The sequence below is a fragment of the Rhizobium sp. G187 genome, from assembly GCF_051549525.1.
Lineage (GTDB): Bacteria > Pseudomonadota > Alphaproteobacteria > Rhizobiales > Rhizobiaceae > Allorhizobium.
The window spans coordinates 70,411-94,532 of the sequence record NZ_JBPUGM010000002.1 but is presented as its reverse complement, the minus strand read 5'-3'; the positions used below and the strand labels follow the sequence as shown (position 1 = coordinate 94,532).

Annotated in this window: 20 protein-coding genes; 10 read left to right on the top strand and 10 right to left on the bottom strand. The window is 61.0% G+C overall.

The window, feature by feature from the left end; translation table 11 throughout:
• The first annotated feature begins 166 nt into the window (after positions 1–166).
• Positions 167–1,456, top strand: a complete 1,290-nt coding sequence (gene aceA / locus ACSV9I_RS05290) for an isocitrate lyase (RefSeq protein WP_438327768.1) — start codon at positions 167–169, stop codon at positions 1,454–1,456.
• 203 nt (positions 1,457–1,659) lie between these two features.
• Positions 1,660–1,908 carry an SMc00767 family acetate metabolism repressor gene (locus tag ACSV9I_RS05285; protein WP_054150807.1) on the top strand — a complete coding sequence of 83 codons (249 nt, stop codon included), beginning with the start codon at positions 1,660–1,662 and terminating at the stop codon, positions 1,906–1,908.
• 208 nt (positions 1,909–2,116) lie between these two features.
• On the opposite strand, the gene ACSV9I_RS05280 is transcribed toward ACSV9I_RS05285, so the two are convergent.
• Positions 2,117–2,992: a LysR family transcriptional regulator gene (locus ACSV9I_RS05280; RefSeq protein ID WP_054160063.1), complete on the bottom strand. Its 876-nt coding sequence runs from the start codon at positions 2,990–2,992 to the stop codon at positions 2,117–2,119.
• Positions 2,993–3,079: 87 nt separating this feature from the next.
• Here ACSV9I_RS05280 and ACSV9I_RS05275 point away from each other — a divergent pair, with 87 nt between their 5' ends.
• Complete coding sequence (locus tag ACSV9I_RS05275) at positions 3,080–3,349, top strand: hypothetical protein (protein ID WP_438327767.1); 270 nt, start codon at positions 3,080–3,082, stop codon at positions 3,347–3,349.
• A 10-nt stretch (positions 3,350–3,359) separates the two neighbouring features.
• On the opposite strand, the gene ACSV9I_RS05270 is transcribed toward ACSV9I_RS05275, so the two are convergent.
• The 3 genes from ACSV9I_RS05270 to ACSV9I_RS05260 form a co-directional block, all read right to left on the bottom strand.
• Entirely contained in the window at positions 3,360–5,891 is a 2,532-nt protein-coding gene (locus ACSV9I_RS05270) for a methyl-accepting chemotaxis protein (RefSeq protein WP_438327766.1), read from the bottom strand.
• Between the two features lie 312 nt (positions 5,892–6,203).
• On the bottom strand, positions 6,204–6,353 hold the full coding sequence (locus tag ACSV9I_RS05265; RefSeq protein ID WP_156318661.1) for a hypothetical protein: 150 nt from the start codon (positions 6,351–6,353) through the stop codon (positions 6,204–6,206).
• A gap of 106 nt (positions 6,354–6,459) precedes the next feature.
• Complete coding sequence (locus ACSV9I_RS05260; protein WP_438327764.1) at positions 6,460–7,641, bottom strand: NAD(P)/FAD-dependent oxidoreductase; 1,182 nt, start codon at positions 7,639–7,641, stop codon at positions 6,460–6,462.
• Between the two features lie 139 nt (positions 7,642–7,780).
• Between ACSV9I_RS05260 and ACSV9I_RS05255 the strand changes: the two genes are divergently transcribed.
• The 6 genes from ACSV9I_RS05255 to ACSV9I_RS05230 all read left to right on the top strand — a co-directional run bounded on the left by ACSV9I_RS05255 (position 7,781) and on the right by ACSV9I_RS05230 (position 16,853).
• Complete coding sequence (locus tag ACSV9I_RS05255) at positions 7,781–9,199, top strand: glutamine synthetase family protein (protein WP_438327763.1); 1,419 nt, start codon at positions 7,781–7,783, stop codon at positions 9,197–9,199.
• An 11-nt stretch (positions 9,200–9,210) separates the two neighbouring features.
• Positions 9,211–10,497: an NAD(P)/FAD-dependent oxidoreductase gene (locus ACSV9I_RS05250; RefSeq protein ID WP_438327762.1), complete on the top strand. Its 1,287-nt coding sequence runs from the start codon at positions 9,211–9,213 to the stop codon at positions 10,495–10,497.
• Between the two features lie 160 nt (positions 10,498–10,657).
• Complete coding sequence (gene zwf / locus ACSV9I_RS05245) at positions 10,658–12,130, top strand: glucose-6-phosphate dehydrogenase (RefSeq protein ID WP_438327761.1); 1,473 nt, start codon at positions 10,658–10,660, stop codon at positions 12,128–12,130.
• A gap of 13 nt (positions 12,131–12,143) precedes the next feature.
• Positions 12,144–12,842, top strand: a complete 699-nt coding sequence (gene pgl / locus ACSV9I_RS05240) for a 6-phosphogluconolactonase (RefSeq protein WP_438327760.1) — start codon at positions 12,144–12,146, stop codon at positions 12,840–12,842.
• Between the two features lie 119 nt (positions 12,843–12,961).
• Positions 12,962–14,779 carry a phosphogluconate dehydratase gene (gene edd, locus ACSV9I_RS05235; protein ID WP_054160055.1) on the top strand — a complete coding sequence of 606 codons (1,818 nt, stop codon included), beginning with the start codon at positions 12,962–12,964 and terminating at the stop codon, positions 14,777–14,779.
• A gap of 277 nt (positions 14,780–15,056) precedes the next feature.
• On the top strand, positions 15,057–16,853 hold the full coding sequence (locus ACSV9I_RS05230; RefSeq protein WP_438327759.1) for a methyl-accepting chemotaxis protein: 1,797 nt from the start codon (positions 15,057–15,059) through the stop codon (positions 16,851–16,853).
• Between the two features lie 322 nt (positions 16,854–17,175).
• Here ACSV9I_RS05230 and ACSV9I_RS05225 read toward each other — a convergent pair whose 3' ends face one another.
• Positions 17,176–18,411 (bottom strand): tlde1 domain-containing protein, encoded by a 1,236-nt coding sequence (locus ACSV9I_RS05225; RefSeq protein WP_438327758.1) that lies wholly within the window; start codon positions 18,409–18,411, stop codon positions 17,176–17,178.
• On the opposite strand from ACSV9I_RS05225, the gene ACSV9I_RS05220 reads away from it, so the two are divergent.
• The gene (locus ACSV9I_RS05220) at positions 18,410–18,667 is read left to right on the top strand and encodes a hypothetical protein (RefSeq protein ID WP_438327757.1); all 258 of its coding nucleotides are present in this window, start codon (positions 18,410–18,412) and stop codon (positions 18,665–18,667) included. The genes ACSV9I_RS05225 and ACSV9I_RS05220 overlap by 2 nt on opposite strands.
• A 120-nt stretch (positions 18,668–18,787) precedes the next feature.
• On the opposite strand, the gene ACSV9I_RS05215 is transcribed toward ACSV9I_RS05220, so the two are convergent.
• The 5 genes from ACSV9I_RS05215 to ACSV9I_RS05195 all read right to left on the bottom strand — a co-directional run bounded on the left by ACSV9I_RS05215 (position 18,788) and on the right by ACSV9I_RS05195 (position 24,121).
• A complete protein-coding gene (locus tag ACSV9I_RS05215; protein ID WP_438327756.1) occupies positions 18,788–19,492 on the bottom strand; it encodes an SDR family oxidoreductase in 705 nt (234 codons plus the stop codon).
• A 121-nt stretch (positions 19,493–19,613) separates the two neighbouring features.
• Positions 19,614–20,018 (bottom strand): hypothetical protein, encoded by a 405-nt coding sequence (locus tag ACSV9I_RS05210; protein ID WP_054160051.1) that lies wholly within the window; start codon positions 20,016–20,018, stop codon positions 19,614–19,616.
• Positions 20,019–20,173: 155 nt separating this feature from the next.
• Positions 20,174–21,265 (bottom strand): ABC transporter ATP-binding protein, encoded by a 1,092-nt coding sequence (locus ACSV9I_RS05205; RefSeq protein ID WP_438327755.1) that lies wholly within the window; start codon positions 21,263–21,265, stop codon positions 20,174–20,176.
• 15 nt (positions 21,266–21,280) lie between these two features.
• Positions 21,281–22,936, bottom strand: coding sequence for an alpha-glucosidase family protein (locus ACSV9I_RS05200; RefSeq protein ID WP_438327754.1), 1,656 nt, complete (start codon positions 22,934–22,936; stop codon positions 21,281–21,283).
• Between the two features lie 39 nt (positions 22,937–22,975).
• A complete protein-coding gene (locus ACSV9I_RS05195) occupies positions 22,976–24,121 on the bottom strand; it encodes a carbohydrate ABC transporter permease (protein ID WP_438327753.1) in 1,146 nt (381 codons plus the stop codon).
• Position 24,122 lies beyond the last annotated feature (1 nt).

The following is a 24,122-nucleotide window of genomic DNA, read 5'->3' as shown; positions in this document are numbered from 1 at the left end:
AATTTACAGTGCTCGACTGTCAAAGACAAGACAGCATAACCTCTTTCATCTCCCTGATTTACCGAATTTTCTGGTGATTTTTGCAGTGCGATGTAAATCTCGTCACATCAAAGCCGGTGAGCACAGAGGTTTTCATCGGGCACTGACTGAGACAGGGAGAGCAGATATGACTAATTTTGACAACCTCGTTCCGAACGCACCAAAGGGCCGCTTCGACGGCATCGAGCGCCCCTACACGGCAGCGGATGTCCAGCGCCTGCGCGGCTCGGTCCAGATCCGGCACACGCTGGCCGAAATGGGTGCGAACCGGCTGTGGCAGCTGATCAACGAGGAAGATTTCGTCAACGCACTCGGCGCGCTCTCCGGCAACCAGGCCATGCAGATGGTCCGCGCGGGTCTGAAGGCCATCTACCTCTCCGGCTGGCAGGTTGCGGCCGACGCCAACACCGCCTCCTCCATGTATCCGGACCAGTCGCTTTATCCGGCGAATGCCGCACCGGAACTCGCCAAGCGCATCAACCGCACGCTGCAGCGCGCCGATCAGATCGAGACAGCGGAGGGCAAGGGCCTGTCGGTCGACACCTGGTTTGCACCGATCGTTGCCGATGCCGAAGCCGGTTTCGGCGGACCGCTCAACGCCTTCGAGATCATGAAGTCCTTCATCGAGGCCGGCGCTGCCGGTGTTCACTTCGAGGATCAGCTGGCATCGGAGAAGAAGTGCGGCCATCTGGGCGGCAAGGTTCTGATCCCGACGGCGGCCCACATCCGCAACCTGACGGCCGCCCGTCTTGCCGCCGATATCATGGGTGTGCCGACGCTGATCATTGCTCGTACCGATGCAGAAGCTGCAAAGCTGCTCACATCCGACATCGACGAGCGTGACCAGCCCTTCGTTGACTATGATGCCGGCCGCACCGCAGAAGGCTTCTACCAGGTCAAGAACGGCATCGAGCCCTGCATCGCCCGCGCCATCGCCTATGCCCCGCATTGTGACATGATCTGGATGGAGACCGGCAAGCCGGATCTCGAACAGGCGCGCAAGTTTGCCGAAGCCGTGCACAAGGTCCATCCGGGCAAGAAGCTCGCCTATAACTGCTCGCCATCCTTCAACTGGAAGAAGCATCTCGACGACGCGACGATTGCCAAGTTCCAGCGGGAACTGGGTGCCATGGGCTACAAATTCCAGTTCATCACGCTCGCCGGCTTCCACCAGCTGAACTACGGCATGTTCGAACTGGCCCGCGGCTACAAGGATCGCCAGATGGCAGCCTATTCGGAGCTGCAGGAGGCGGAATTCGCAGCCGAGGTCAACGGTTACACGGCGACCAAGCATCAGCGCGAAGTCGGCACCGGCTACTTCGACGCCGTCTCGCTTGCCATCACTGCCGGCCAGTCCTCGACGACGGCGATGAAGGAATCGACCGAAACCGAGCAGTTCCGCCCGGCCGCGGAGTGAAGATAACGCCCCTCCCCAACCCCTCCCCACAAGGGGGATGGGCCGGAGACCGCGGTGATCGATCTGCCCCAAGCTGACTTTGCGCCAGATGTCGGCAAGACCGATGCCACGGGTTAAGCCCTCCCCTTTTGGGGAGGGTTGGGAGGGGCCTTAGGCCAAGCATAGCGACTTCAAAAACCCCAGATACCAAGAGGAGAAATGCCATGACACCCCAGACCCGAGTCAAGGAACGCGCAGAAGAGCAATCCTCAGCGATGAGCACCGATCAGCAGGCGATGATCCGCATGCTGGCCAACGATCTGCACCGCCTCAACCATTCGATCATGAAGGCCGTCGATGCCGGCGTCTCGGTCGAACTCGTGCGCTCCGCCCGCCATCATGGTGGTGACGGCAACTGGGGTGACCTCCTGATCCCCGTCATCGTGACCCAGGGCAACCACCAGGCCGCGTGAGGCACGAAAAGGCAACCGCCCGGCCCCGACCTCCGGACCGGTTCCCGCACAATGGCCGCCTCGGGGGAGGAGTTGGTTGTTGTGCGGGTTTTTCGTCAGCGACGTCGATCGCGCCGCACTCTTTCCGTTTCGCTTGTCGCGCTTCGGCTCTTTGAATTTGATCATATCCTTGCCCCTGAACCGGCACCACCCTTTCGGGAGACGTGCTTTAGCCACTCGTGCTCGGCCGCTTTCCGGCAAGGATATCCCGACGGGATTTCAGCAGTTTCGCGAGCCGGTCAACCACGGTGCGTATGTCCTTCCGGTGCCGATCGTCATTGTTCATGACGATCCACTGGCGATGCCGCAGCGGCGCAATTTCGTCGCCCACCCGCTCAAGGGTTGGATCGAGATCGCCGACGAAACAAGGAAGCACCGCAGTCCCCGCCCCTGCCTGAACAAGATCCCGGAGGGACCGGGGCCTGTTGACCGTCGTCACGATGCGATCAGCGACATTGTCATGCGGCCAGCGCAGATAGGCCGAGACTGCGTCTTCAGGATCGACGGCGAGCCACGGGTCGCGACCGGTCCAGTCGCGGTTGCGGGCCCGGTAGGCGGCATAGGCAACTTCGCCCGCTGGCAGCGCCGCCAGGTTCGCCTCCTCCGGCTCGAAGGCACGCATGGCGATATCGCTTTCGCGGTGGGATAGCCGCGCTCGCTGCTCAGCTACATGCAAATCTATGCGGAAATCGTCGCGCTCGGTGCGGAGCGCCTGGATGTCTTGGCAGACGAGCCAGGCAATCCAGGTGCCAAGACTGATGCGAACCAACGACTGCCCGGACGCGCCGCGTCGCCACTCATCAACCTTGCGGCTGCCCGCTTCCAGTTCCGCCAGATAGTCCAGCAGGCGGGCACCATCTCCCGTCAAGCGATAACCCGTCTGGCTGCGCAGGAAGAGCTCGCGTCCGAGATCCTGTTCGAGCTCGACCATGCGGCGGCCGAGCGTCGCGGGGCTCAGACCTGTGATTTCCGCTGCTGCCGTCAGGCCGCCTTGGCGCGCGACGGCAAGGAAGAGCTGATAGGCATCCCAGGATACGTCTTTCATGAATGAAAGACGTATCGCATTCCTGGTCGTTTCTCCATACAAAAATGAAGGATAGATCAGACGACGGCATCACACAGGAGATCCGTCATGCAAGACAGCTACGCCATTATCGCCATCATCTCGCTGCAACAGGCTTTCCCCCGGAACCAGAGGATGAGCGAAGACGAATTTTATCGGCAACATGCCTCGAGCGGCGCGGTGGAATTCTGGCGGCGCGTGAAAACACGCATCTTCAACGCGCGGACCCGCAAGACCCAGTCTGCGGCACCATTGACTATGCCAAAGCCGCTATCGGTTGGCCATGTCACGAATGAAGAGACCCGATGCACGGCACCGGGTCTCGTGGCATGTCATTGAAGCTCAATCGTCAGGCGGCACGACCAAGGTTGCCCTGCCCCTGACGGTCCGCCTCGATACGGAATTGTTGCAGCAGGTCGCGCAGCTCGTCCGTCTGGGCCGAGAGGTCCTGAGTGGCGGCGGTCGCTTCCTCGACCATGGCAGCGTTCTGTTGGGTCATCTGGTCCATGCGGTTGACCGCACCATTGACCTCCTGAAGGGCGCCGGACTGATCGCGGCTGGTTGCGGCGATCATCTCGACATGTTGGCTGATCGTGGCGATCTGCGCGCCGATCCGTGAGAGGACTTCGCCCGTCTGCTGGACATGGGTGGAGCCACTCGCCACTTCGCCGGCCGAGCGGTTGATCAGCGCCTTGATCTCCTTGGCGGCACTGGCGGAGCGCTGAGCAAGTTCACGCACCTCCTGGGCAACGACGGCGAAACCCTTGCCAGCTTCGCCCGCACGGGCCGCTTCCACGCCGGCATTCAGCGCCAGCAAATTGGTCTGGAAGGCGATTTCGTCGATCACACCGATGATATTCGAGATCTGCCGCGACGCATCCTCGATCCGGCCCATGGCAGAGATGGCGCTACCAACCACGACAGCCGATTCCTCGGCATTCTTGCGCGCTTCGCGGACCACGCCATTGACCTGGTCGGCGCGCTCGGAGGACGAGCGCACGGCGGCGGTGATTTCGTCCACGGCAGCGGCCGTCTCCTCGAGCGAGGCGGCCTGCTGTTCGGTGCGCCTGGCGAGATCGAGCGCCGAATGCGCCATCTGTCGACCATTGTTCTGGATCTGGTCGACATTGCCGGAGATCTTGTGCATCGTCTGGCGCAGGCGCGAGAGCGACAGATTGAAGTCTGTCCGCAGACGTTCCAGACGCCCGTGGAAACGCTCCTCGATTTCGAAGGAGATATCGCCGACGGCCAAGCGCTCCAGTGCCTGGGCCAACTGGCTGACGGCATGGTCGATTTCGCGGTCGAGAGCCTGTTTGTCCGCATCATTGCGCAGACGTTCGGCTTCGGCTTCCATCTGTTCGCGCTGACGCTCGGCTTCAATATCGATCTTGGCCCGGGCATTGGTTTTGAACACGGACAGCGCACGCGCCATGGCGCCGATTTCGTCACCACGCTTGTCACCCGCAATGCCGGCTTCCAGATCGCCTTCGGCGAGACGCTGCATGGTGGCTGTGATCCGGGCGATCGGACGTTGCAGGGTCATCACCAGCGCAATGCCGCCGATCACGGCGAGAAGAACGCCGGCAATGGTGGTGCCGATCGACAGGCGGTTCGCCTCTTGGCGCTCGGTTCCCGCCACATCCTTCTGCAGGTCGGCAAAGGCGGTGAGCGAAGCCCATACTGCGTCCATGCTGCGGCTTGCCTCTGCAAAGCTTGCACTGCGCTCGGCCCCTGTCTCGATCAGGCGCTGCGTATCGTCCGCCAGCGAAGCAAGAAGCGGCGTCACGGCGCTGGAAAGGCTTTCGTAAAAGGCCTTGTCGGCGATGCTGCCGCCGAGCACGGCGAGATTGTCACCGATCAGCTTGATCTGTCGCAGCACCGGCTCGCGAGCCTTTTCGTCCTTGGCGCTGAGGAAGGCGGTTGCCATGATGCGCAGGTCGTAGACGTCGGAGACGAGGGTGCGGCTGCCGATCTGAACATCGGCGGCCTGGACGGCTGCAGTCTCGACGGCTGCGAAACGTTCGGCAGACAGGGCATATTTTTCGCGTGCGCCATCGCGCAGGGTCGCTTCGAAGCTGCGGAAACGGCCAACGACTGCGCCGGTGGACGCGCTGGATTCGAGGCTGGTGTCACCGGTTGCAATGATCGCCTTCAGGTCTGCAACCGCTGCCTGGAACAATTTGACCATGTCCTTGTGCTGCGCCGGCAGGGCATTGGCGACCTTGCGCTGGGTCTTGACGAGCTCCGCTACCTGCTTTTCGAGATAGGGCAGTTGCGCCTCCGGCAGGCCTTCGGCGAAGTATCCTTTGACGAACTGCGTCAGTTGGGTCGCCCCGGCCGACAGTCTTTCCGCTTCGCGGAGCGCCGCCTTCGCATCGTTTTCACCGGCCAGCACGGCGCGCTCGAGCTTCAACGCCTCGTCAGTCACACGAATTTGCTGGGCCATCAGACCTTTAAGATGTTCCTGGATCGTAGCGATCAACGCCAATTCAGATTGATGCAGCTGCCACAGCGCATCGATCTTCAGATTGACCGCGCCCGTTCCGGCGATGGATTCTTCCAGAAAATTGCGGCCTGCACCATCCGCCCCGATCTCCGACATGTTCTCCTTCAGGATGCTTTCCTGGGCGGACAGGCCGGCGGTGACGGCATTGCGGGTTTCCTCAGACGTCTCGCCAAGGAACCGGGTCATCTGGGCTGTGACATCGCGAAAGCCGTTCAGCGAGCGCATCGTGCCATTGGAGATTTCCATGCGCTGCTGCAGCAGGCCGGAGGCATAAAGCCCCATGAAGCCCACGGCAGAGATCGAGAGGACGAATGGCAATACAAAGGCCATGACCTTGGTCGAAATTGAAAATCGCGACAGAAATTGATCGAACATGCTTCCCCCAAAGCAGGAGCCCAGAGCTCCGTAAAAATTCGAGCGCACGGACATTCACCCCTCCTGGCGAGATATCCACTCGATCCGCTAGGGTTGCCGCAAATTCGTCAAGGCCAAGTTAAAGCGCGCGGGCTTGATCAACCAAGGAGGGAAGATTGCAAATCGCTCACGACATCGTCAGCGAAGACCAGTCCACCTGTACTGCGCTGAGTGCGCAAAACAGGACTGGCGCACGTCACGCCGCAGGCACTGGAGGGTGCGTTCAGAGCCAATGTCCGGCAGGGGAGCATGGAGTGTTCGGGGGTGGGTGCCTCAGACGAGGACGGTTGCCGCGAGAATGGCGGTCGCCACGGTTGCGAATAGGCAGGTGATCGACAGGTAACGGATCCGGCTGCGCAATTCGGCCTCGTCACGCGTGATGGCAATCGCGATGGCGCGGGGCTTGCGGTTCTGATTGGTCATCGGCGCGCTCCTTGCTGGCACAGTGGCATCGACAGATGATGACGTCGGCATGTTAACAAGTTCTGAAACTAACCGCTGAAGCTTGTGCGAAGCAAGCATATTCCGTTCAGACGCTTTCACCCGCCGCATGTCCGGAGGCCCAGGCCCACTGAAAATTATAGCCACCAAGCCAGCCGGTCACATCGACGCACTCGCCGATGAAGTACAGGCCCGGCACGGTCTTCGCCTGCATGCTGCGGCTATCGAGCCCGTCGGTATCGACGCCACCCAGTGTCACTTCCGCCGTGCGATAGCCTTCCGAACCCGCCGGCTTGATCGGCCAGCGGCGCAGACGCTCGGCGAGCGCCGCCAAAGCCTTGTCCGGAAGGTCGGCAAGCGGCCTCTCCAGTTTGGCCGTGTCGGCAAGATATTGGGCCAGCCGCTTGGGCAGGTGCTGGGCGAGAACCGTCTGCACCTGCTGACGGCCATTCTCGCGCTTTGCCGACTTCAAGCTCTCGACGAAATCGACCTCGGGCTCCAACGAGAGAAGGATTTCGTCGCCCTCGCGCCAGAAACTGGAGATCTGCAGGATCGACGGCCCCGACAGACCACGGTGGGTGAACAGCAGCGCCTCGCGGAAATGCGTCTTTCCGCGCGACACATCGGCCTCTACGGCTACGCCCGAAAGTTCGGAGAGCTCGGCGAGAAGATTGGGCTCCAGCGTCAGCGGCACGAGGGCTGGGCGCGTCTCGGTCAGCGAGAGCCCGAACTGCTCGGCAATGCGATAGGCAAAGCCTGTGGCGCCCATCTTCGGGATCGACTTGCCGCCGCAGGCGACGACAAGGCTTTTGGCGGCAACATCGCCCTGGCCAGTCACCAGCCGGAAGCCATCCAGTGTCTTTTCGACGGTTGAGATCTCGCAGGACAGGCGCAGTTCGGCGTTCACGGCGCGCATCTCGTCCAGCAGCATGCGGACAATATCCTTCGCACTGTCGTCGCAGAAGAGCTGTCCCAGCGTCTTTTCGTGCCAGCCGATCTTATGACGGTCGACCATGGCGATGAAATCCGCCGGCGTATAGCGGGCGAGCGCCGACTTGGCGAAATGCGGATTATTCGACAGGTAGTTCTTCGGTCCGGCATGGATATTGGTGAAATTACAGCGCCCGCCGCCGGAAATGCGGATCTTCTCGCCGGGTGACTTCGCATGATCGATCACGACGACCGAAAGCCCTCGCCGCCCTGCGGTCAGGGCTGCCATCATGCCGGCGGCACCGGCACCGATGATCGCGACGTCATACTTGCTGGCCATGGTCGAACTCCCGACAATCTGCCGCCTGTCTCGGCAAACTCGCCATCAAAGTCAACGTGTCCCCCTCGCCAAAGGCCAAAGTCCGGTTATGATGAGAGCCATCAACAACACCTGGTGAGACATGCCTGCGAAGAAATCCATGCCGAGATCCAAGAACGCGCCCTCCAAGAAGGCGGTGATTCCGCCGGATCCGGGATCAAAGCGCGGCGTCTCGAACTGGAAGGAAGCGGCAAGCTGGCTGCGAGCTCGCGGCATCGAGGATATCGAATGCATCACGCCGGACCTGGCCGGCGTTCCGCGCGGCAAAATGATGCCGTCGTCGAAGTTCACCTCCAACACTTCGCTCGCCCTGCCTTCGGCCCTCTATCGCCATACGATTTCGGGTGAGTATCCGGATGAGACCGAGAATTTCCGATATGAGCCGCGTGACAGCGACCTCAAACTCGTGCCCGATCTCTCGACGCTTTCGGTTGTACCGTGGGAAACCGACCCGACGGCGCAGGTGATCTGCGACATCGTTAATGTCGATGGGCAGAACGTCTCCTATACGCCGCGCAACGTCTTGAAAAACGTGCTTCGGCTCTATGAGGAAAAGGGCTGGAAGCCGATCGTGGCACCGGAAATCGAGTTCTATCTCGTGGCGGTAAACGATGATCCCGACTACCCGCTGCATCCGCCGAAGGGCCGGTCCGGCCGGTCAATCGTGGGTGGCCAAGGCTATTCGATTGCGGGCATCAACGAATTCGACGAGTTGATCGACGACATCTACCATTTCTCTGAAAATCAGGGCCTCGAAATCGATACTCTGATCCATGAAGAGGGGCCGGCGCAGCTCGAAATCAACCTGCGACACGGCAATCCGATCGAGCTTGCCGACCAGGTCTTCATGTTCAAGCGCACGATCCGAGAAGCTGCCCTCAAACACGGCATCTATGCGACCTTCATGGCCAAGCCCATGCAGGGACAGCCGGGCTCGGCCATGCATATCCACCAATCGGTGGTCGATATCCAGACGGGCAAGAACGTGTTTTCGAAGCCCGACGGCACGGCCTCGCCGGAATTCTTCCACTTCATCGGCGGCATGCAGAAATATGTGCCGAAGGCGCTTGCAATGCTGGCGCCCTACGTCAACTCCTATCGTCGCCTCACCCCCGACATGGCCGCCCCCGTCAACAATGCGTGGGGCTATGACAACCGCACCACCGCCTTCCGCGTGCCGGTGTCGGATGCTGCCGCAAGGCGCGTGGAAAACCGTCTGCCGAGTTCGGATGCCAATCCTTATCTTGCGCTCGCAGCCTCGCTTGCCTGCGGCTATCTCGGCATCGTCAAGGAAATCGAGCCGACGGCCCCGGCAGAGGGGTCGGAGAACGAAGGGTCGATCGACTTGCCGCGTGGCCTTCTGGAAGCGGTGGCGCTGATGGAGAACGAGCCTGATTTCGAAGAGGTGTTCGGCCGCGAGTTCCTCGGGCTCTATGCCGGCGTCAAGCGCGGCGAGTTCGAAACCTTCATGCAGGTGATCAGCCCCTGGGAACGCGAATTCCTGTTGCTCAACGTTTGACGGAGGGCACGATGGCCTGGCAAAGCCCGATCGCACCGGGGATCTCCTGGTATCAGGACAGTGTCGGAGAGCGGCCGGTCTATCCGGCCCTCGACGGCTCTGTGACAACAGACGTCGCCATTATCGGCGGCGGCTTCACCGGGCTGCAGGCAGCCTACAATCTCGCAAGGCTCGGCGTTTCGGTCGTCCTCATCGAGGGCAACCGCTTCGGCGATGGCGCGTCGGGGCGCAATGGCGGTCAGCTTGGCACCGGCCAGCGCGCCTGGCCGGACGAGCTGGAGGCCGAACTCGGCTTTGAACGCTCCAAGGCGCTGTTCGACATGGCGGAAAACGCCAAGCATTATCTGCTCGACTTTGCCGAGCAGCATGGCATCGACCTCGATTACCTGCCTGGCCAGATGAACGTGTCGCACAAGGCCAAATATGCAAGCGAGTATCGGCGCTCGGCCGAGATTATGGCAACGCGCTACGGCTATCCGCATGTCGCCTTCATGGAGCGTGCGGAAACTGAGGAGCGGCTCGGCTCCGGGCGCTACCATTGCGGTGTGCGCGATACCGGCACCGGCCACATCCACCCGCTGAAGCTGCTCGTCGGTCTCGCGCGCGTCGCCGCAGGAGCCGGGGCACGCCTCTGCGAGATGACGCCGGCCTCCGCCATTCGCCAGGCAAGCGGCAAAACGATGATCGACACGCCGAAGGGCACGATAACAGCAGATCGACTGCTGATCGCCACCAATGCCTATATCGGCAATCTCGAGCCGGTGACGGCCGCCCATGTCATGCCGATCCGCTCCTTTATCGGCGCGACCGTGCCGCTCGACACATTTCCGTCGATCCTGCCAGGCTCGGAAGCCGTGGCCGACAGCCGGTTCGTCGTTCGCTATTTCCGCAAGAGCCGCGATGGGCGCCTGCTGTTCGGCGGACGGGAAGCCTATACGGCGGACAGTCCGCGCGACATTTCGAGCCATATTCGCCGCCAGATCGCCGAAATTTATCCAGAACTTGCCGAAATCGAAATGACCCATGCCTGGGGCGGCTCCGTCGGTATTACCATGCCGCGCAAGCCCTTTGCCCGCGATGTCATGCCGGGCGTCACTTCGCTTGCCGGCTATTCCGGCCATGGCGTGATGCTCTCTAACTATTCCGGCAAAATGTATGCCGATATGATTGCCGGAAATGCGAGGGAACTCGATCTGTTCAAGGACCTGAAGATCCCGGCATTCCCCGGCGGGGCAAGACTTCGCAAACCGCTGCTGTTCCTGGCGCTGACCTGGTATGCGCTGCGGGACCGGTTCTGAGGTCCTTGCCTGTTGCCGCGGGTGTGACGCGTTGTCGCAAAAACGCATCTGCGGCACGCACCAACGACACGCGATTGCAAAATCCGCCCCTTCGGGGTGGCTTTTTTAAATCGATTAGATTAGAACACCTCCAACCAAATTGCCGAATGAGAGATGCCGCATGAGCAGCCAGATCATCCCAGTGGAACCCTTCGACTACGTCGTCTTCGGCGGCACCGGTGACCTTGCCGAGCGCAAGCTGCTGCCGGCGCTGTATCATCGCCAGCTGGCCGGTCAGCTGACGGAGCCGACCCGGATCATCGGTGCCTCGCGCACCGCGATGACCGACGAGGAATATCGCAACTTCACGCTTGCGGCGCTGAAGGAACATCTGAAGTCGGAAGAGCTCGAAGAGAGCGAACTGACCAAGTTCCTCGCCCGCATTCACTACGTGTCGGTCGATGCGAAGTCGGACCAGGGTTGGGACACGCTGAAGAAGCTGCTCGATCAAGGCAAGGACATTGTTCGCGCCTTCTATCTGGCGGTTTCGCCCTCGATCTTCGGCGACATTGCCGACAAGATCCGCGACCACAAGCTGATCACCAAGTCGACCCGCATCGTCGTTGAAAAGCCGATCGGCCGGGACCTCGCCTCGGCGCAGATCCTCAACGACACGATCGGCAAGGTGTTCAAGGAAGACCAGATCTTCCGCATCGACCACTATCTCGGCAAGGAGACGGTGCAGAACCTGATGGCGCTGCGCTTCGCCAATGCGCTTTATGAGCCGCTGTGGAATTCCGCCCATATCGACCACGTGCAGATCACAGTTGCCGAATCCGTCGGCCTGGAAGGCCGCGTCACCTATTACGACAAGGCCGGCGCGCTGCGCGACATGGTGCAGAACCACATCCTGCAGCTGCTCTGCCTTGTCGCCATGGAAGCCCCCTCTTCGCTCGACGCCGAAGCCGTGCGCGACGAAAAGCTCAAGGTGCTGCGCTCGCTGAAGCCGATCACGCCCGCCAATGTCGAGAAGCAGACCGTGCGTGGCCAGTACCGCGCCGGTGCCTCTGCCGGAGGCGCCGTCAACGGCTATCAGGAAGAACTGGGTTCCGCTTCGGACACCGAGACCTTCGTGGCGATCAAGGCCGAAATCAACAACTGGCGCTGGGCTGGCGTGCCTTTTTACCTGCGCACTGGCAAGCGGCTCGCAACCCGCATGTCCGAGATCGTCATCACCTTCAAGCCGATCCCGCATTCGATCTTTGGCGAGAACGCTGGCCGGATCGAGGCGAACAAGCTCGTCATCCGCCTGCAGCCCGACGAAGGCGTCAAGCAGTGGCTGATGATCAAGGATCCGGGCCCGGGCGGCATGCGCCTGCGCCATGTGTCGCTCGACATGAGCTTTGCCCAGGCTTTCGATGTGCGCAATCCTGACGCCTACGAGCGGCTGCTGATGGACGTCATCCGTTCGAACCAGACGCTGTTCATGCGCCGCGACGAAGTGGAAGCCGCATGGACATGGTGCGACCCGATCCTGAAGGCCTGGGAAGAGACCGGACAGCGAGCGCAGGGCTATACATCCGGCACCTGGGGTCCGAGCCAGGCCATTGCGCTGATCGAGCGCGACGGCCGCACCTGGCATGAAAACGACTGAGGCCGGGAACACCATGGCACATCAGATGAACAGCTTCGAGAACGGTGCGGCACTGGCGGAAGGTCTTGCCGACCGCGTCGCAGCAGCCCTTTCCGGCGCCATTGCCGCCACCGGCGAAGCGACGCTTGCCGTCTCCGGCGGTTCCACACCGAAGGCGTTTTTCGAGGCTCTCTCGACACGTGACCTCGACTGGGACAAAGTGAAGATCACGTTGGTCGATGAGCGTTTCGTGCCGGAAGACAATCCGCGCTCGAACCACCTGCTGGTCAAGACGCATCTTATCAAGAACGCAGCCGCTAAAGCGGTGTTTGTTCCGCTCTACCAGCCGGAAGCGACGATCGAGGAGGCAGCGAAGGCCGCAACCGGCGTCGTGCCGGGCATGCAGGCAGCATTCGATGTGGCCATCCTCGGCATGGGGACAGACGGGCATACCGCATCCTTCTTTCCCGGCGGTGACAACCTTGCCGCCGCACTCGATCTTGGCCAGCCACGGCGCGTCATGACGATGGAAGCACCAGGTGCCGGCGAGGCTCGCCTGACCCTGTCCTTCTCGGCTCTCCACGATGCCGGTCTTTTGGTGGTGCATATCGAGGGTGCGGAAAAGAAGGCGGTGCTGGATAAGGCGCTTTCGGGCTCCGATGAAGCCGAAATGCCGATCCGGGCCGTGCTTGAACGGGCGCGGACGCAACCCGACATCTACTGGGCACCCTGAACGGTGCCCGGCCCACTGGGGGTAAGCCAGGGGGTCTTTGCGTCCATGACGAGTTTTCGGGCCCTTCAGGCCCCGCGCGGATGCGCTCACCCGCCCGCGCCAGATCAGGAGCGAATCCGATGAGTGCAGACAGCCGTATCGAAGCCATTACCAAGCGGATCGTCGAACGATCCAAGCCAACCCGCGAGGCCTATCTCGACCGCACGCGCCGGGCGATTTCGAAGGGCGTCCATCGCTCGACGCTCTCCTGCGGCAACCTTGCGCACGGCTTTGCCGTCTGTTCCCCCAAGGACAAGGATGCGCTGGCCGGCGACGTTGTGCCGAACCTTGGCATCATCACGGCCTACAATGACATGCTCTCCGCCCACCAGCCCTTCGAGACCTATCCGGCGCTCATTCGTCAGGCAGCGTCCGAGGCCGGTGGTGTTGCACAGGTTGCCGGCGGCGTGCCGGCTATGTGCGATGGCGTGACCCAGGGTCAGCCGGGCATGGAGCTTTCGCTCTTCTCCCGCGATGCCATTGCGATGTCGGCGGCCATTGGCCTGTCGCACAACATGTTCGACAGCTCCGTCTATCTCGGCGTTTGCGACAAGATCGTGCCCGGCCTGATGATTGCGGCGCTGACCTTTGGCCACCTGCCCGCCGTCTTCATCCCGGCAGGTCCGATGACCACCGGTCTTCCCAATGACGAGAAGTCACGCATCCGCCAACTCTATGCGGAGGGCAAGGTTGGCCGCGCCGAACTCCTGGAAGCGGAATCGAAGTCCTATCATGGCCCCGGCACCTGCACCTTCTATGGTACTGCCAATTCCAACCAGATGCTGATGGAGATCATGGGCTTCCACCTGCCCGGCGCCTCCTTCATCAACCCCGGTACGCCGCTGCGCGATGCGCTGACCAAGGAAGCGGCGAAGCGGGCACTTGCGATCACAGCGCTTGGCAATGAATTCACGCCTGCCGGCGAAATGATCGACGAACGCTCGATCGTCAACGGCGTGGTCGGCCTGCACGCCACCGGCGGCTCGACCAATCACACACTGCACCTGATTGCCATGGCGCGCGCCGGCGGCATTCAGCTGACCTGGCAGGATATCTCGGATCTCTCCGACATCGTGCCGCTGCTTGCCCGCGTCTATCCGAACGGGCTTGCCGACGTGAACCATTTCCATGCCGCTGGCGGCATGGGCTTCCTGATCAAGCAGCTGCTCAAGGCCGGATACGTCCACGACGATGTCCGCACTGTCTACGGTCAGGGGCTTGCCGCCTACACGATCGATCCGAAGCTTGCCGAGGACGGCACGGTTTCCCGCCAGCCTTCATCGGAAGAAAGCGCCGATCCCAAGGTGCTGACCACGATCGACAAGCCGTTCCAATCGAATGGCGGCCTGAAGATGCTTGCCGGCAATCTCGGGAAATCAGTGATCAAGATTTCCGCCGTCAAACCGGAACGCCATGTCATCGAGGCGCCTGCCATCGTCTTTCACGACCAGCAATCCCTTCAGGATGCCTTCAAGGCCGGCAAGCTGGAGCGCGACTTCATCGCGGTTGTCCGTTTCCAGGGCCCGCGCGCCAACGGCATGCCCGAACTGCACCGCCTGACGCCGCCGCTTGGCGTGCTCCAGGACCGCGGTTTCAAGGTGGCTCTCGTGACCGACGGGCGCATGTCCGGTGCATCAGGCAAGGTACCGGCTGCCATCCACGTCACGCCCGAAGCCGTCAGTGGCGGCCCGATTGCCCGGATCCAGGATGGCGACATCATTCGGCTTGATGCCGTGGCCGGCACGCTCGAGGTTCTGGTCGATGCCGCAGAATTTGAGGCGCGCACGCCGGCAACCACCAACCTCGACGATAACGAGTTTGGGATGGGACGCGAGTTGTTCGCCAGCTTCAGAAGGATCGCGGGACCGGCCGATCAAGGCGCAAGCGTTCTATTCTGAACAAACGTCAAATCCAGCGAAAATAGACAGGGGCCGCGAAATCTTCGCGGCCCTTTCTTTGTGTGCAGGATCAAGACTTTAGAGCAAGTCATGCGTGCATCTCAGCATCCTTAACACTTTCGATACTGCTAATTTTGTAGATTGCTCACAGAGAAAAACTCGTAAAAACAAGCAGGTATACAAACTATCTGTCAGAGAGTGGTTTTCTCAGCCTTGTCGACACTCGCCGCAAGCGACGCATATTACCCAATGACCTCTGGCAAAGGACCAGGTGCACATGTTCGGCTTTTCTTCAACGACCCGTCCGCAACTTGCCTCTCTTGAGGTGATCACCGCCAATATCATGATCGCCGACCCAGACCTCAACATTCGGTACATGAATTCAGCGGTGAAGGACCTCCTTCGCGAGGCGGAGAGCGATCTGAAAAAGGAGCTGCCACGTTTCGACTTCAACAAGTTGATCGGCAGCAATATCGACATCTTCCATAAGAACCCGAGCCATCAACGCAATATGCTGAGTACGCTTCAGAATCAGCACAAGGCAACGATCTGGGTGGGCCATCGGGCTTTTGATCTGATCGTGACGCCCTTGCTGGAGGGTACGAAAACCACCGGCTTTGTCGTGGAATGGGCAAACGCCTCCGAGCGTCTTCAGAACATGGACTACAAGGCGCAGCTGGAAGCCATCAGTCGCGCACAGGCCGTGATCGAATTCACCCCGGACGGTGTCGTGGTGACGGCGAATGAGAATTTTCTGTCCGCGACCGGCTACACCCTCTCCGAGATCAAGGGGAAATCGCATCGCATGTTCCTTGCGCCCGGTCCGGATGGTGATAAGTACTTCGAGCAAATCTGGACGGATCTGCGCGCCAACAAACCGCGCATTGGCGACGTCGTCCGTTTCGGCAAGGGTGGCAGGAAGCTCGACCTCAACGCATCCTACAACCCCATCGTTGACGACAAAGGGCGCGTCATCAAGGTGGTCAAGTTCGCCAATGATGTCACGGAACGTGTAAATGCCGTCGCGACGATCGGCGACGCCCTGACGAAAATGGCAGATGGTGATCTCAGCTTCACTCTCGACAAGCCGTTCGCACCCGACTTCGAGTCCCTGCGCAAAAACCTCAACGAGGCAGTTTCACAGCTTGCCTCGACGCTGGCAGCCGTATCGAGTTCGACAGAACACATCGATGGCGGAAGCCGGGAAATCAGCCACAGCACCAATGATCTCTCGAAGCGCACCGAACAGCAGGCCGCAGCTCTCGAAGAGACGGCCGCTGCGCTAGATCAGATCACCGTCAATGTCAGCAATGCCTCCAAGCGTGCCGAGGAAGCCCGGCATTCGAGCGAGACCGCCAATAGCAGCGCCACGCGCTCAGGCGAGATCGTTGCCGAAGCTGTCGGGGCGATGGCGCGGATCGAGCAGTCGTCGAACCAGATCTCCAACATCATCGGGGTCATCGACGAGATCGCCTTCCAGACCAACCTTCTCGCCCTTAATGCCGGCGTCGAAGCTGCGCGTGCGGGCGAAGCAGGCAAGGGCTTTGCCGTTGTTGCGCAGGAAGTCCGCGAGCTTGCCCAGCGCTCCGCGCAGGCGGCAAAGGAGATCAAGGAGCTCATCCGCAACTCCTCGAACGAAGTCGACAAGGGCGTCAAGCTGGTGAGCGAAACAGGCGTGGCTCTGAAGACGATCCAGGACAACATTGTCGCGGTGAATGACCACATGCAGTCGATCGCAAGCTCGGCCCGCGAGCAATCGACCGGCCTCTCGGAAGTCAACTCTGCCGTCAACCAGATGGACCAGGTGACTCAGCAGAATGCAGCCATGGTCGAGGAATCGAATGCCGCCAGTGCCTCTCTGGCGCAGGAAACGCTTCGGTTGCGCGAGCTGATCAGCCGGTTCAAACTCAGCCGTCACCATACGGACCAGTTCGCCACCCGACCAACACCCTCGACAAGCACGACTGCGCCGCGATCTGCGCCTGCCCCTACTCCCACCCGTCAGGCCACCCGCCCTGCTCCGGCTGCGCAAGGAAATGCAGCGCTCAAGCAGGACGACTGGCAAGAGTTCTGATCAGACGCAGCAGAACAGCACCCAGGGGCCGGCTCTTCTGAGCCGGCCTTTTTGTGATGTGGGATGGTGCACACTGCCGCCAATCTCTCCCCTTTTCCTCCCAGTTCGACTGCGCCTGCACTCCACCCGACGATCCCTACTCTCCCTTCCCGAGGATACAGCAACCGACAGATTCAGCCTCGCTGCATCATCAACCCGGCAGCCACGATCGCGGGGCTGCGTGTCGTGGATGTTTCTCGCGCAGTTCCAACAAGAAAAAACCCTCTCCCGGCATCAGCCGCAGAGAGGGTTTTGCAAAAGCCTTCGACTTAACCTGTGAGCTTTAGAGCATCGCCAGATAGGTGGGCAGGTGGCGCATCGACGGCACCACGATCAGGGTCTTCACGTCGCCCCGCTTGAAGGCGTTGAGGAAGCGGGGATAGTTGTCGAAGACCACACAGCCGGAAGAATCTCCGCGGCGGCGCAGCAGATAGGTATGCGTGAGGAAACCGTCCCGATTGTACATCTTGGCGGAGCCGACCGGTGTCATGCGGATGGCTTCGACACCGTGGAAGCGGCTTTCGCGCATGCGCAGGCTGTAGACGTTCGGCGGCGTTGGGCCAAAATTCTTCACATGGACGAATTTCGGATTATCCCGCATGTTCCCGCGGCCGGAATGAGCCTGCAGCTTTTCGCCATTCGGCATGTGCACGACACCGTCCTCGATGACGTAGACGGCGATCCGGCTTCCTGGACCTGGCAGCTTGTCCTTGCGATTGAAAATGCCGCCGGCACCATCATCCGTCGTGACCGGATTGTCCGGCTTGGCATAGGCCAGCATATTGAAGAGGGCCTTGCGCTCCGGCTTGGTCTCAACCTTGGCCGGCTTCTGCGGCGCGGCCTTGGCAACCGATTCAGCAACGGATGGCTCCGGGTCGGGGATTGCCGCAACACGCGGACGGATGGACGGCAGCGGGCCATCATCCGGCAAGGCGTCATGATCGGAAGCTGCATCTTCGGTCAGGAGTTCTGCAAAAGGCTGATTGTCGGCCTGGGCTTCCGCCATGACGGTCGTTGCCGGAGCCGTAGCTGCATAACCAAGTGCTGGTACTGTCGGCGAAACAGACGCCATTTCGACGGCGGGCGCAGTCGTCGGGATCGATGCTGTCGTGACCGGATCGACCGGCGGCTTTACATCTGCTTCGGCGTGATCCGCCGATTGTCGGACTGCGGCCGCCTGCTGCTGCCGTTCAGCCGCCGCTTTCGCCAGGACTTCGCGCAGCACATTCATTGCCTCTGCGGTCGCGATGCTTTCCACGCGGGCAAACAACAGCCGGTCGGACTTGTCGACGGCAACCAGCTGCATGGCGGCTGGCAACATCAGCAGGCTGATGCGATCCGATTCCGCAATGGCTGCGGCAAAGCGCTGATGGATCTGGGACAAGGCCGCATGATCGCGCATCTGGATGCGATCCGGTGTCGATTTCAGCGGCTGGGCGATCGCCAGTTCCGGTCGCGGCAGCGGATAGCCAGCGGAGGCGGACGGCGCCATCTGATCGGGCGAGAGGCCCTTCAGCATGGCAAAAGAGGCTATCCCCCAGAAGAACAGCGCCGAGCTGACGCCGAGAATCGTCGGGAGATTCGAGCCGCGCGCAGGCTTGCGCGACTTCGTCTTCACAACGGCGGATGGGTTCCTGCCGGGGACCTTTTTGGTCGAGGACGCCATACTCAAAAACTCGCTTACCGAAACTCTTGAAGCCGGCACCTATCAGCGGATGCAGGCGATACTGAGACAACACGGCCAACGGTTGGCCGCGTATCTGACCCAAGAATGAAGAAGTTTGGTAACCAACAGGTTTACGGCGCGAACACTTTCGTCACATTCCGGCGTTCTCCCCCCATTCCAGGGGGAGCAAGTACAGCGGGCGGCCGGAAGGCCTTTCTGTCCGCGCAGATCAGACGTGGCGTGTCAGCCCGCCATCAACCTTGATGTTCTGGCCAGTGATGTAACCGGCGCCATCGGATGCGAGAAATGCGATGGTGGCGGCAACCTCCTCGCTGGTGCCATAGCGCTGCATCGGAACGGAATCCCGGCGCTCCTCAGTCACCGGCAGGCTGTCGATCCAGCCCGGCAGGACATTGTTCATCCGGATGTTTTGCGCCGCATACGTATCGGCAAAGATCTTGGTGAAGGATGCGAGGCCGGCGCGGAAGACCGCCGATGTCGGAAACATTGCGCTTGGCTCAAAGGCCCAGGCCGTGGAGATATTGATAATCGTACCCGACTTCTGCTCCTGCATGACCGGCACCACGAGACGTGTCGGCCGGATGACGTTGAGCAGATAAACGTCCATACCGGTCACCCATTGCTCGTCGGAAATATCGAGAATGGAGGCGCGGGGGCCGTGACCTGCGCTGTTGACCAGCACATCAATGCGGCCGAACCGTTCGAGCGTTCCATCAACAAGGCGCGAAAGATCATCGCTCGAGCGGTTTGAGCCCGTGACTCCGTAACCACCCAGTTCTGCGGCGAGCGCCTCACCCTTGCCGGAGGAGGACAGGATGGCGACCTTGAAGCAATCTGCTGCGAGACGCCGCGCGGCTGCCGCCCCCATTCCGCTTCCGCCTGCTGTGACGATGGCTACCTTTTCCTGCGACATGGCTCTTCTCCGATGATTTTCTCGAAGATCGAAGCTCCAGAGATGGAAGTCCAGTCAGAAATATTGAGGGCCGGTGCAGCATTGCCGCACCGGCCCTGACTTCATTGATCGAGAAAGGTGACTACCAACTGCGCACGTCGAGCACGCGGTCCTTGTGGGCTGGATGGGTCGAGAAGATAAAGATCCGGTCGAGTTCCTTCTGGGTCAGAAGGCGCAGGAAACGGACTTCTGCCGTGTTGTTCGCGAAAGTCTTCATCAACACCGCGCCGATCTTCGTGATGCGCGCATCGGGGATGTCGAGATAAAACTGCTTGGGGAGATTGACCTGCGTGAGCAGGGCGACGACCGCGCCGCTCTGGGAGATGCGGATCACGTCGCAGCGGCGGGCTGCAATATGCGTCATGCCGTTTTCGGTGTATTCCAACCGACCGGCATTCATCGTGTCTTCCATGCGGAACCGGTTTTCCCGATCATACATGAAGGACTCTTCCTTCTTGAGGAAATGGGAGCCGCCTGCCGTGCCCATGCTGTCTACCCTTGTCTTTTTGTCATTTCTTATGGGCAAAAAGCTATCAGGCACAACTTAACAGTCGGTATTGCACACGGGGCCATTCCTTGCCGGAAAGTGCCGAATAGAGACCCCTGTGATCCTAGGGATAACAGGGGCTTAATAGCGCCGTCTTAGCGACGGTATGTTTTGCCGTCAGCATCGAAGAGGTGAAGCTTGGTGCGGTCTGCCGCAAACCGCAGCGTCTCGCCCTTCTTGACCGCGACAATGCCGGGAAGCTTGACCACAACAGGCTCGTCTTCCACCGAGGGTCCGTTGACATAGAGCATGGTCACCTCGCCCAGCGCCTCGACGATGGTGACGGTTCCCTCGAAGAGGAAATCCGGGCCGGTGGCGATGGCCAGGTCTTCCGGGCGGACCCCAAAGCTTGCCGCTTTGCCCTGCTCGGTGGCTGCAGTGGCGAGATCAACCGAGACCTCGGATCCGTCCCGAAGCTTGATGGTTGTCGCAGCACCGGTCGCGGTGATCGTCGCGGGCATGATGTTCATGGCTGGTGAGCCGATGAACTGGGCGACGAAGAGGTTGGCCGGACGCTCATAGAGTTCCAGCGGCGGACCGACCTGCTCGATACGACCGGCAGAAAGCACCACGATCCGGTCTGCGAGCGTCATCGCTTCGACCTGGTCGTGAGTGACGTAGATCATCGTCGTGTCCGGCATCGTTTCGTTGAGCTTGGCAATCTCGATGCGGGTTGCCACGCGCAATGCGGCGTCAAGGTTCGACAAGGGCTCGTCGAACAGGAAGACCTTGGGGTCACGGCAAATGGCGCGCCCGATGGCAACGCGCTGACGCTGGCCACCGGAAAGCGCCTTTGGCAGGCGATCGAGATAGGGATCGAGCTGCAGGATCGCCGCTGCCGAACGGACGCGGCGATCAATCTCTTCCTTGCTCTCGCCGGCAATGCGCATGCCGAAGGCCATGTTGTCGTAGACCGTCATATGCGGATAGAGCGCATAGGACTGGAACACCATGGCAATGCCGCGCCGCGAGGGCGGCACGTCGTTGACGAGTTGGCCATCGATCCACAGTTCGCCGCCGGAAATCTCCTCCAGGCCGGCGATCATGCGCAGGAGCGTGGACTTGCCGCAGCCCGAGGGGCCGACGAAGACCACGAACTCGCCCTTCTTGATCTCCAGATCGACCCCATGGATGACCTTCACCTGACCATAGGCCTTGCGAATATCCTTGAGAACCACACTCGTCATGTTCTTCCTCCCCTGTCAGGCGTGGCGCGCGAAATAGGCGCCCCAGGCCGGCAACTCCACATTATTGTTCTTGATGTCACTGACGAAACCATGGCCTTCGAGGCCGCCCCACTGACCTTCGGGCAGGGCAATGGACGCGGGCTCCGGCGACATATTGAAGACGCAGAGAAGCCGCTCATTGCCGAGCGCGCGGGTGTAGACCAGCGTCCCCTCGTCTGCCTGATGGAATTCAATATCGCCCTTGGCAAAGGCCGGATGCTGACGACGGAAGGTCAGGAAACGACGATAATGTTCCAAGACCGAGTCCGGCTTGCCGACTTGCGTATTCACCGAGCGCAGCACATGCTCCACGGGAATGGGAAGCCAGGTCTTCGGTGCTGTCGAGAAGCCTGCCTGGGCCGCGTGATCGTCCCAGACCATCGGCGTGCGGCAGCCATCGCGGCCCTTGAATTCCGGCCAGAACTGGATGCCGTAGGGGTCCTGCAGATCCTCAAAGGCGATCTCGGCTTCGGTCAGCCCCAGTTCTTCGCCCTGGTAGATGCAGACCGACCCGCGCTGCGTCAGAAGAAGTGCTGCCATTATCCGCGTATAGGCTTCGCGGTCGACGACGGCGGCACCCCAGCGGCTGATATGGCGGACGACGTCGTGATTGGAGAAGGCCCAGCAGGCCCAGCCTTCGGGGGCGGCCGTTGCAAAGGCGTTCTGTGTGTTGCGCACGACTTCCGGCGTCAGCGGCTCCGGCGCCAGGAATTCGAAGGCATAACACATCTGCATCTTGTCGTTGCCGGAGGTGTATTCACCGACAATTTCCAGACCGCGCTGGCTGTCGCCGACTTCGCCGACGGCGGCAATGGCCGGGTATTCGTCGAGAAGGGCACGGAAGCGCTTGAGGAAGGCGATGTTTTCAGGGCGGTTCTTGTCGTAGATGTGTTCCTGGAAATTGTAGGGGTTGACGGCGGGTGCCGTCGACGCGTTGCGCCGCTCCGGTGCAAGCGGCGGATTGTCCCTGAGTTCCTTGTCGTGGAAGTAGAAGTTGATCGTGTCGAGGCGGAAGCCGTCGACGCCACGGTCGAGCCAGAAGCGGGTTGCGGCAAGCAGGGCATCCTGTACTTCCGGATTGTGCAGGTTCATGTCTGGCTGCGAGGTCAGGAAGTTGTGCAGGTAGTACTGCATGCGGGTCGGGTCCCACTGCCAGGCGGAACCACCGAAGATCGACAGCCAGTTGTTCGGCGGCGTGCCGTCCGGCTTCGAATCGGCCCAGACGTACCAGTCGGCCTTGGGATTGACGCGGCTCGAACGGCTTTCGACGAACCAGGGATGCTGGTCGGACGAATGCGACATGACGAGATCGATCATGATCCGAACGCCCAGGCGGTGCGCCTCGGCAATCAGGCCGTCGAAATCGGCCAGCGAACCGAACATCGGATCGACATCGACATAGTTTGAGACGTCGTAGCCGAAGTCCTTCATCGGCGAGGTGAAGAAGGGCGAGATCCAGATCGCATCGGCACCGAGATCGGCGATATGCTGGAGGCGCGCAGTAATGCCCTTGAGATCGCCGATGCCGTCGCCGTTGGAATCCTGGTAGGAGCGCGGATAGATCTGGTAGATCACCGCACCGCGCCACCAATCCTTGTCCGCGGAAAGCGGCGATTGCATCGTTGAGCTCATAGTCATTCCTTATTGCGTGTCTGAGGTGAACCGGCCCGCTCAGCCGCCCTTCACCGAGCCCGCGAGCAATCCCCGGACGAGATAGCGTTGCAGGCTGAAGAAGACGAGAAGCGGGACGATGATGGTGATAAAGGCGGATGCCGTCAGGATTTCCCAGTTGCCGCCGCGCGAGCCGAGCAGGTTGACCAGACGACCGGTGAGAACCAGCTCCTTGTCGCCGGTGCCCAGGAAGACCATGGCCACGAGTAGATCGTTCCAGGTCCAGAGGAACTGGAAGATGGCAAAGGAGGCGAGCGCCGGGAAGGACAAGGGCAGCACGATCTTCACGAAGATCTCGAAATCGGAGGCGCCATCAACACGCGCCGATTCCATGATCTCGCGCGGCAGGCCGGCGATATAGTTGCGCAGCAGGTAGATGGCGAGTGGCAGGCCGAAGCCCATATGGGCAAGCCAGATGCCGAGATAGCCCTTGGCCGGCATGCCGAAGAAGGCGCCGACGCCATTGTACATCTTCAGAAGCGGGATCAGCGACATCTGCAGCGGAACGACGAGCAGGCCCACAATGACCGCGAGCAGGATGGCGCGGCCGGGGAACTGCATCCAGGCGAGCGCATAGGCCGCAAAGGCTGCAACGAGGATCGGAATGATGGTCGAGGGAATGGCGACCGTCAGCGAATTTATGAAGGACTGACCAAGGCCTTCGGCGGTCAGAACCGTCTGGTAGTTTTCCAGCGTGAAGCGTGGCGGCACCGAGGCCGTGAAGAAGATGCGGTCGCCGCGCGTACCCTCAAAGGCGGTCGGAGACTCGATGCGGAAGTCGCCATTCTCCTGAAGGATCAGCTTGCTGCCATCATTGCGCTCAGCCACCTGGCCTGGCTCGAAGGCTGCCGGGCTGTTGATGTTCGTGCCGAAGGCCGAAACGGTGCCGCCTGCCCCTTCAAAGACATTGCCGGAGATGACGTAGAGCGCGCCTTCCTGAACCTGAGCGCTTGGCGGCGGCGCGCGGTAGATGCCGTTCTGGCTCGATGTGCCAAGCGCCGTCCACCAGCCGGAGGCCACGATCTGATCCTTGTCACGCAGGGACGAGATCAGAAGGCCGGCGGTTGGCAGCGTCCAGAGAGTGACCAGGAAAAGGACGGTGAGGTTGACGACGATCGTCAGCGGCGAGAATTTTCTCGTGATCATC

Coding starts and splice junctions, on each gene's coding strand:
- pgl (WP_438327760.1), top strand. CDS start 12,144: ATGGCACATCAGATGAACAGCTTCGAGAACGGTGCGGCACTGGCGGAA.
- ACSV9I_RS05260 (WP_438327764.1), bottom strand. CDS start 7,641: ATGGCCAGCAAGTATGACGTCGCGATCATCGGTGCCGGTGCCGCCGGC.
- ACSV9I_RS05210 (WP_054160051.1), bottom strand. CDS start 20,018: ATGGGCACGGCAGGCGGCTCCCATTTCCTCAAGAAGGAAGAGTCCTTC.
- ACSV9I_RS05275 (WP_438327767.1), top strand. CDS start 3,080: ATGCAAGACAGCTACGCCATTATCGCCATCATCTCGCTGCAACAGGCT.
- ACSV9I_RS05250 (WP_438327762.1), top strand. CDS start 9,211: ATGGCCTGGCAAAGCCCGATCGCACCGGGGATCTCCTGGTATCAGGAC.
- ACSV9I_RS05200 (WP_438327754.1), bottom strand. CDS start 22,936: ATGAGCTCAACGATGCAATCGCCGCTTTCCGCGGACAAGGATTGGTGG.
- ACSV9I_RS05215 (WP_438327756.1), bottom strand. CDS start 19,492: ATGTCGCAGGAAAAGGTAGCCATCGTCACAGCAGGCGGAAGCGGAATG.
- ACSV9I_RS05230 (WP_438327759.1), top strand. CDS start 15,057: ATGTTCGGCTTTTCTTCAACGACCCGTCCGCAACTTGCCTCTCTTGAG.
- ACSV9I_RS05205 (WP_438327755.1), bottom strand. CDS start 21,265: ATGACGAGTGTGGTTCTCAAGGATATTCGCAAGGCCTATGGTCAGGTG.
- zwf (WP_438327761.1), top strand. CDS start 10,658: ATGAGCAGCCAGATCATCCCAGTGGAACCCTTCGACTACGTCGTCTTC.
- ACSV9I_RS05265 (WP_156318661.1), bottom strand. CDS start 6,353: ATGACCAATCAGAACCGCAAGCCCCGCGCCATCGCGATTGCCATCACG.
- edd (WP_054160055.1), top strand. CDS start 12,962: ATGAGTGCAGACAGCCGTATCGAAGCCATTACCAAGCGGATCGTCGAA.
- ACSV9I_RS05225 (WP_438327758.1), bottom strand. CDS start 18,411: ATGCTGAAGGGCCTCTCGCCCGATCAGATGGCGCCGTCCGCCTCCGCT.
- ACSV9I_RS05285 (WP_054150807.1), top strand. CDS start 1,660: ATGACACCCCAGACCCGAGTCAAGGAACGCGCAGAAGAGCAATCCTCA.
- ACSV9I_RS05280 (WP_054160063.1), bottom strand. CDS start 2,992: ATGAAAGACGTATCCTGGGATGCCTATCAGCTCTTCCTTGCCGTCGCG.
- ACSV9I_RS05270 (WP_438327766.1), bottom strand. CDS start 5,891: ATGTTCGATCAATTTCTGTCGCGATTTTCAATTTCGACCAAGGTCATG.
- ACSV9I_RS05255 (WP_438327763.1), top strand. CDS start 7,781: ATGCCGAGATCCAAGAACGCGCCCTCCAAGAAGGCGGTGATTCCGCCG.
- aceA (WP_438327768.1), top strand. CDS start 167: ATGACTAATTTTGACAACCTCGTTCCGAACGCACCAAAGGGCCGCTTC.
- ACSV9I_RS05220 (WP_438327757.1), top strand. CDS start 18,410: ATGGCAAAAGAGGCTATCCCCCAGAAGAACAGCGCCGAGCTGACGCCG.
- ACSV9I_RS05195 (WP_438327753.1), bottom strand. CDS start 24,121: ATGATCACGAGAAAATTCTCGCCGCTGACGATCGTCGTCAACCTCACC.